At 41.1% G+C, this 6,891-nt stretch carries 6 protein-coding genes; 2 read left to right on the top strand and 4 right to left on the bottom strand.

Annotation, left to right across the window (positions count from 1 at the left end; genetic code table 11):
- Positions 1-235: 235 nt before the first annotated feature.
- Positions 236-1,378 (bottom strand): glycosyltransferase, encoded by a 1,143-nt coding sequence (locus ACHFIY_RS14730; RefSeq protein WP_410846873.1) that lies wholly within the window; start codon positions 1,376-1,378, stop codon positions 236-238.
- 162 nt (positions 1,379-1,540) lie between these two features.
- Between ACHFIY_RS14730 and ACHFIY_RS14725 the strand changes: the two genes are divergently transcribed.
- Positions 1,541-2,866 (top strand): APC family permease, encoded by a 1,326-nt coding sequence (locus tag ACHFIY_RS14725; protein ID WP_410846872.1) that lies wholly within the window; start codon positions 1,541-1,543, stop codon positions 2,864-2,866.
- 50 nt (positions 2,867-2,916) lie between these two features.
- Here ACHFIY_RS14725 and ACHFIY_RS14720 read toward each other — a convergent pair whose 3' ends face one another.
- Positions 2,917-3,639, bottom strand: coding sequence for a 2-phosphosulfolactate phosphatase (locus ACHFIY_RS14720; protein ID WP_410846871.1), 723 nt, complete (start codon positions 3,637-3,639; stop codon positions 2,917-2,919).
- Between the two features lie 277 nt (positions 3,640-3,916).
- Here ACHFIY_RS14720 and ACHFIY_RS14715 point away from each other — a divergent pair, with 277 nt between their 5' ends.
- Positions 3,917-4,438: a L,D-transpeptidase family protein gene (locus ACHFIY_RS14715; protein ID WP_410846870.1), complete on the top strand. Its 522-nt coding sequence runs from the start codon at positions 3,917-3,919 to the stop codon at positions 4,436-4,438.
- On the opposite strand, the gene ACHFIY_RS14710 is transcribed toward ACHFIY_RS14715, so the two are convergent.
- Both ACHFIY_RS14710 and ACHFIY_RS14705 read right to left on the bottom strand, forming a co-directional pair.
- A complete protein-coding gene (locus tag ACHFIY_RS14710) occupies positions 4,439-5,317 on the bottom strand; it encodes an NAD kinase (protein WP_410846869.1) in 879 nt (292 codons plus the stop codon).
- 127 nt (positions 5,318-5,444) lie between these two features.
- Positions 5,445-6,815, bottom strand: coding sequence for a POTRA domain-containing protein (locus ACHFIY_RS14705; protein WP_410846868.1), 1,371 nt, complete (start codon positions 6,813-6,815; stop codon positions 5,445-5,447).
- Between the last annotated feature and the right edge of the window lie 76 nt (positions 6,816-6,891).

The raw sequence follows: 6,891 nt of genomic DNA, 5'->3' as shown, positions 1-6,891 counted from the left end.
CGTGTTTTAAACGTGGCATAGAAAATGGCATCTACATACTTAAAATCATAAAAATTATCGTTTATGAAGCATTTATTGTTGTTACCCATCATTCTTTTTGCACTGGTTTGCACAATTCTTTACGCTTGGTGGCCTGATGACAGCAAAGTTTTGGCAAAAGAATAATATTAGTTACCGTTTTTTACAAATAATCCCCTAAATGCCTTAATCCCTACTACCTAGAGGAAATGTTATTCTATTGCACCTTCCTATCCTTCCATTGGTATTTGCCCAATATACCAAAGCAGCCGGCAAGGCTGGTGTAAAGTATGTGCGGCACCTGCAGCAAGCTATCTTTCCAATGCAAAGGGATAGAAAAAAAGGCTGCGATATGCACAGCAAAACTTGCTTCAACCCATGTTTTCAATATCATGAGCAGTAGCCAAAAGCCAAGCATAGGGGGAAAAAAAACAGATAAGAAGGGCATTAGCACCAAGCTGATGTTTAATAGCAGCACCATCCATAATACTACTATCACGCTTGCTTCTTTGTATTTATTTGTTTTGCTGGCCCACCTTATCCGTTGGTTCAAAAAGCTATTGAGGGTTTGCATAGGTGCGGTATATACAATAGCTTTTGCACTAAACACATAGCCCATTTTTTTAGGAAATGCTTGTTTTATCTTGTTCATCAGCAGCATATCATCGCCGCTAGCTATGTCGTCTATGCCTTTAAACCCATCCACGGCAATAAATGTTTCTTTTTTGTAGGCTAGGTTGGCACCGTTGCTCATGGAGTGCGTGCCTGTGGATGCTGCTGCTGCCGTAATTCCTTGCAAAGCCATAAAATCGATACACTGGAACGTTTGCAGCACCGAACCATCATTGGTAAACGCAACTGGCCCACCTACAAACACTGGGTTGTTCTCTTGTATATAAGCATCGTAAGTACTTAACCATTCCTTGCCAACCACACAGTCAGCATCGGTGGTCATTATCCAGTTATTTTTTGCAATGCCAATGCCCGTTTCTATTGCTTTCTTCTTGTAGGCATTTAGTTTGCCTACTTGGGGTTGCTTAGCCAATTCTATCAAATGGATATTGGGGAATGTATTGCCCATCTCGCCAACAATCTGTGCCGTTGCATCGGTAGAAAAATCATCTATTACAATTACTTCCCAAAGATTTGCAGGGTAATTTTGGTTAATAATCGATTGTAGCAATAACCCAATATTATCGGCTTCGTTCCTGGCAGGGATAATAATACTAAAAGAAGTATTGGGGATGTGAATTGCTTTTGGTTCAAAGGGGCTAAGTTTTATAAACCAATGCCTGTACATGAGCATAACGGCAGCATATAATAAAAACAAAAAATAAGTAATGCCTATGAAGATGTACATAGTGGCAAAGAAACAACTTAGGCGTTAATTAATCTGATAGATTTGGCAACTTTTGGAAAGTTGCCAAATCGAAAAGGCCAGTTGTATGATAAACTTTTATGTATCCCCGTATCTTGAACTACTTTTTGCTTACTTTCAGCCTATTCACCATTTTTATTGTCCATGAGTAAACAACAACTGAACCGCTTTAGCCTTACCATGATTGTGATAAGCCTAGTAATAGGCATGGGCATTTTTAAAACGCCTGCTACCATTGCCGCTAAAGCTGGCACGCCTGCTATTTTTTTTGCAGCATGGGTAATTGGGGGCATTATTGCCTTGTTTGGGGCATTGACTTATGCCGAAATAGGCTTGCGGCTACCAGCAATAGGCGGCTATTACAAAATTTTTGCCCAATGCTACCATCCATCTATTGGGTTCACGGTAAATGTGCTTATATTAATTAGCAATGCCGCTTCCATATCGGTTGTGGCTTTGATAGGATCTGATTATGTAAGCGACCTTTTGTTTGGCAGGCCGCAAAGCGAGGCGTTTACTATATTGGTAGCTATTGTGCCCATTGCATTGTTTTATGCGGTAAACTTATTGGGGCTACATACCAGCAGCCGCACACAAAACCTGTTGATGGTGGCCAAAATAGGGTTGATTGTGCTGCTTATCTCGGCTTGCTTTACAGGGCTAACTGTAGAGCCGCATGGGTATAATACGAGTGGCAAGATATATGTTTACAATGGCCACAACACAGGCCTGTTATTGATGGTAAGCCTTGTGTCTGTTTTTTTTACCTATGGGGGCTACCAGCAAACCATCAATTTTGGCGGAGAAACATCATCTGCTACCTTGCAAAAGGGCATTGTTACGGGCATACTCATTGTGCTGTTTTTGTACCTTGCTATTAGCTATGCTTATGTAAAAGTGATTGGCTTCGATAAAATGAAGAATGCCACTGCCATAGGTGCATTGCTTTGCGAGACATGGTTTGGAAAAGCGGGCGGCAAAGTGTTTGATGCATGTATGTTTTTAAGCGTATTGGCTTATGTGAATGTGTCGCTGCTAAGCAACCCCCGTGTAATGTACGCCATGAGCAAAGACAATGTGTTTCCGAAGATATTTGCTTACAAGAACCCGAAAACAGATGTAATGATACCGGGCTTGACGGCGTTTGCCCTTACGGCAATTGTGGTTGCCTTTTTTGGCAAGGGCGTTGACGACGTACTTAGTTTTAGTATTTTTTTAGACTGCATAGGTTTTTGCACATCGGCTGCCACATTGCTTATACTAAGAAAATGGAAACAAGGTAATGAAAATGTTACTGGTATTGCAAAGCATATAACCCCAGTGTTATGCGTTGTTTTTGTAATTGCATATTTGTTTATAGCCACGGCAGTAGTTATTGACAAGCCAGCCGCCGCTATTACGGGCATATTGTTGATGTTCCTGTTCCTAGGGATGTATTTTGTATTTTATCATAAGAAGCAAGGCAAATAGGTAAGGAGGGGTAGGTATAGGGTGAGAAGGTTTTCTGCCCGTTTTAGGGGTTATGGGGTTACCACCAAATCCCCATTTTTGTAAAATGGCAGCACGTTGGCAACATCTATGGATATGCAATACTCCAAATCTTTCTCTAATCCAAATTTTTGTAAGCGGTGCCAGTGGGTTAGTTTGCGTATATAAGAAAGCATATCGTGCTGGTGCTGCATATACATTTCCTCGGCCATCAAGCTGCTGTCGCAATGTATTTCAAAATGTTCTTTTACTTTATTTATCACCGCCCCTGCAAACAGGGTATCTTCTAAGTTAAACTTGTCTTTCCAGCCAGAACAACCCAACAAAACATTTTTCTTCTCGGCTATAAGGAAGTTGCAAACAGCAGAAAGATTTGGGAACGAGCCTGTAACAACTTTTGATGCCCCTGCTTGCAAAGCCATGTGCAACAATTTTGTACCATTGGTAGTGGTGAGTACCAATGTCTTGCCTTTAATAAATTCTGGCGGGTATTCTGCCGGGGAATTGCCGTATTGCAAGCCTTCTATTATCTTACCATCACGCTCGCCCGCCGTGATGCCTTTTGTTTGGGCGCCTATGGCAATACATTTTTCCACTGTATCCACTGGGATAATGCGTGCAGCACCATTGTACAAGGCGGTGGCAATAGTAGAAGTAGCCCTAAAAACATCAATAACAACAACAATTGTATCGGCACAATCGTACAAATTCAGCAACCGTGGAGAAAGCACGGTATTTAAAACAGGTTTGCCCATAAGACGGCAAATATAAGGATGTATGTTAATTTGCCGTTTGTGGAAAATATGCCGTAAACTTTAACCAACTGTATATATTTTTTTAGAAAAATGAGTAACTTCGCATAGATAGTGCATGGTTATTGATTAGTGTGCTATTGAAGGGAAACTTATTGCTTTGCAGTGTTTTTGGTATTTGCAAAATATAGAAGTATCCGACAGCAAATGCCAGCTACACACTGCCTTAAGTACCTCCCCTCCTTATTTTAAAGTTTCATTTAAAAAATTGATATATAGTATGTTTCAACGTTTTTCATGCTTATTACTGGTGCTGGTACTGGTAGTATGTACATCTTTTAAAAGGCCAGCTAAAAAAGATGGGTACTATATTGTAATAGACAAAAGCGACTATAACTTAATGGTTTACGATGCCGACAATAACTGGCAGGTAACTTACCCATGCGTTTTTGGGAATAACGATCAAGGGGATAAATTAACCGAGGGGGATCGCCGCACGCCCGAAGGCACTTTTCACATAGTGGTAAAGAAGCCGCATCCCAAATGGGACTCTTATTTGGGTTTGGATTACCCAAGGGAGGAAGACATCCAAAAATTTAACGAGCGCAAAGCAAAGGGCATAATACCTGCGAATGGCAAGCTTGGAGGCGCAATAGGCATCCATGGCACTTGGCCACATGAAGACTTTGCAATAGACCAGTTCCAAAACTGGACACAAGGCTGCATCAGCACCAAGAACGAGTATATGGACGAGTTGTTTAAAATGATACCTATTGGTACGAGGGTAATTATACAGAAATAACTAATTCCTTTTATCCATTCCCCAAGTAAGTTTCTCCCTTAAAGTAGAAAGGAAAGTGTTTTCGCTAAGCTTTATTAAATTGGCATCGAAAGTTTCTTTTCTCACTGCCAGTTGTATGTTCTTGTCCACTATTTCGCGCCGTGCATCCAAGGCGCAAATAAACTGGTCTACCCTGCTTTCTATCTCAAATGAAATAATGCTGGTATCTGCAACTACAATGCTTCGTACATTCAGGTTGTGGGGCGCAACAGGGGTGATGACAAAGTTCCTAGAATCGGGGAAAACTATAGGCCCAGTACAGCTCATACTATAACCAGTGGAGCCTGTGGGCGTAGAAACAATTAAGCCATCTGCCCAAAAGGTATTTAAAAATTCGCCGTTCAAATAAGTATGTATCTTAATCATTGGCGCCGTGTCTCGCTTGTGTATGGCAAATTCGTTCAAGGCAAAAGGGCTGTCGCCAAACAAAGGCACACTTGCATCTAAATGGATAAGGGAGCGTTTATCGGGTATAAAAGTCCGGTTTACAATGGCATCCACTGCAACCGCCAGTTCATCTTTGCTAATGTTTGCCAAAAAGCCTAGCCTCCCAAAATTAATTCCCAGCAACGGTATCCTTTTTTCCCTTACAATGGTAGTAGCATCTAGGATGGTACCATCGCCTCCGAGCGTGATAAAACAATCAATACCGCTATCTAGGTCTTCGTAGCCATCGAACGGCACCACGTTTTCTAGTAAAGCACTTGGCAAATTGTATTGGCTAAGCAGCGACCTGAATACCAAAACATCCACTTTGTGCTTGGCCAGTTCTTCCAATAAAATCAATAAAGGGGCTTCTTGCTCGTGATCTAAACCCCTGCTATATAAAGCAACTCTCATGGATTAAAATTTTTGGTCCAAAAACGTAGAGGTTGTTTTAAGTTTTGTGTTTTAGGTTTTAAGTTATGGCGTTATGAACACAAAACTTAAAACACAAAACTTAAAACACAAAACTTAAAACAACTCACTACTTCGTGTGTAAATATAGCCCTTGCGTTCCCAATTGGTTAAAACTAAGCTCGAACCGGAATACAAAATCGTATATAGATACCACATCCAGCCCAATGCCGTAGGTGTACATCAATTTATTGGCCAATATACTGTTGCCAGCGAATGTATTGTGCGCATAGCCAGCATCGGCATATATTTTTAAATAATACCGAAAAGGAATCTTGTCATAGGTTTTGCTGTGCAAGTGCGTATTAAACTTATATTTCAATACTTCCTGGAGCAAAGTAGCCCTGGCAAGCACGCCCTTGTCGCCATCAACAACATAATACTCCAACCCCCTAAGCGCAAAATCGTTATAGCCAAACAAGCGCTTGTTGAAGAAATAGTTGGTGTTGGGCCTTTTAAAAGTAGCGGCCGCAGAAAATTTTACAAAGGCTTTTTTCCAAACTGGGTGCGCATACAAGCCACTTAACCCCACTTGCCACAAGTTTGTTACTTCGTCAAGCCCTCTTTTATAAATATACCCCTCGTAGGTATATCCTTTTGTAGGGTAAGCAAAATAGTCAAGGTTTTGGTAGCGGAAGCTGTAACTAAAGTCTAAATATTGTATGTCGCCCCTTCTTTGGGGGAAATAATTAGGAGCTGCTTTTACTACCGAGTCGGCCAGCCATTCGTTTGTAAGGGCAACGGTAACAAAATGGGCCCAATGCTGATCGGGCCTATAGGCATACGAAACATCTAGCCGGTTGAACGTGCGTATAAACCGTGCCGATTTTAGGAATATCTGCTTGTCGAAACTAGTAGAGTCGTTTACTTCTTTTTGGGTAGTGTAGCCATATCCTACATTAAGCCCATGTTTTAGGGTTTTTTCAAAAAAAGGAAGATTGTACCGCAATTTCAATTGCCTACTATAACCGGTAATAAGCCAAACGTCCAGACCGTCGTTGTTGCCACTAAGGTTGTATTGCGTGAATTTAAGCCCAAAGTTCACCCTGTCTAGGCTATGGTTTTCATTTTGCCACCATTGGTTAAAATTGCGGTCAGCCAATTTAAAATAAGGCACAGGAAAAAAATACCAACGCTCTTTCACGTCTATTTTCAAAGTGATAATATCGCCCAGTTTACTGGTTACTGTAATAGCAACGTCAATGAATAAAGCTGTGTTGAATACTTGGTTCCGGCTAATTTCTATCTGCTTTGATAATGCCGATGCGGAAATAAGGTCTCCTTTTTTAAGGGTCATTTCCCGAAGGATGATGTATGGTTTTGTGCGTTTGTTGCCTTTTATTATAATGTCGGCAATCAATACGCCATCAGTTTTTGGCAAAGAAGAGTCGGCTATGGGGGCAAATGGCGGCAATATATCGGTAATGTGTGTTTGTGCCATGCCTATTGTAGCATTGCATACCATCAACAACAGACATATTCGTAACCAATAGCACATCTTTTTAATTAGGAATTAA

The sequence above is a fragment of the Parasediminibacterium schistidii genome, from assembly GCF_046546515.1.
In the GTDB taxonomy this organism is placed as follows: domain Bacteria; phylum Bacteroidota; class Bacteroidia; order Chitinophagales; family Chitinophagaceae; genus Parasediminibacterium.
Note: the sequence above shows the minus strand (reverse complement) of the source record. Positions and strands in the feature narration are given on the sequence as shown.

What these genes read in the sequence shown, in the direction of transcription:
- ACHFIY_RS14730 (WP_410846873.1), bottom strand. Translation starts at nt 1,378, where the DNA reads ATGTACATCTTCATAGGCATTACTTATTTTTTGTTTTTATTATATGCT.
- ACHFIY_RS14710 (WP_410846869.1), bottom strand. Translation starts at nt 5,317, where the DNA reads ATGAGAGTTGCTTTATATAGCAGGGGTTTAGATCACGAGCAAGAAGCC.
- ACHFIY_RS14715 (WP_410846870.1), top strand. Translation starts at nt 3,917, where the DNA reads ATGTTTCAACGTTTTTCATGCTTATTACTGGTGCTGGTACTGGTAGTA.
- ACHFIY_RS14725 (WP_410846872.1), top strand. Translation starts at nt 1,541, where the DNA reads ATGAGTAAACAACAACTGAACCGCTTTAGCCTTACCATGATTGTGATA.
- ACHFIY_RS14720 (WP_410846871.1), bottom strand. Translation starts at nt 3,639, where the DNA reads ATGGGCAAACCTGTTTTAAATACCGTGCTTTCTCCACGGTTGCTGAAT.
- ACHFIY_RS14705 (WP_410846868.1), bottom strand. Translation starts at nt 6,815, where the DNA reads ATGGCACAAACACACATTACCGATATATTGCCGCCATTTGCCCCCATA.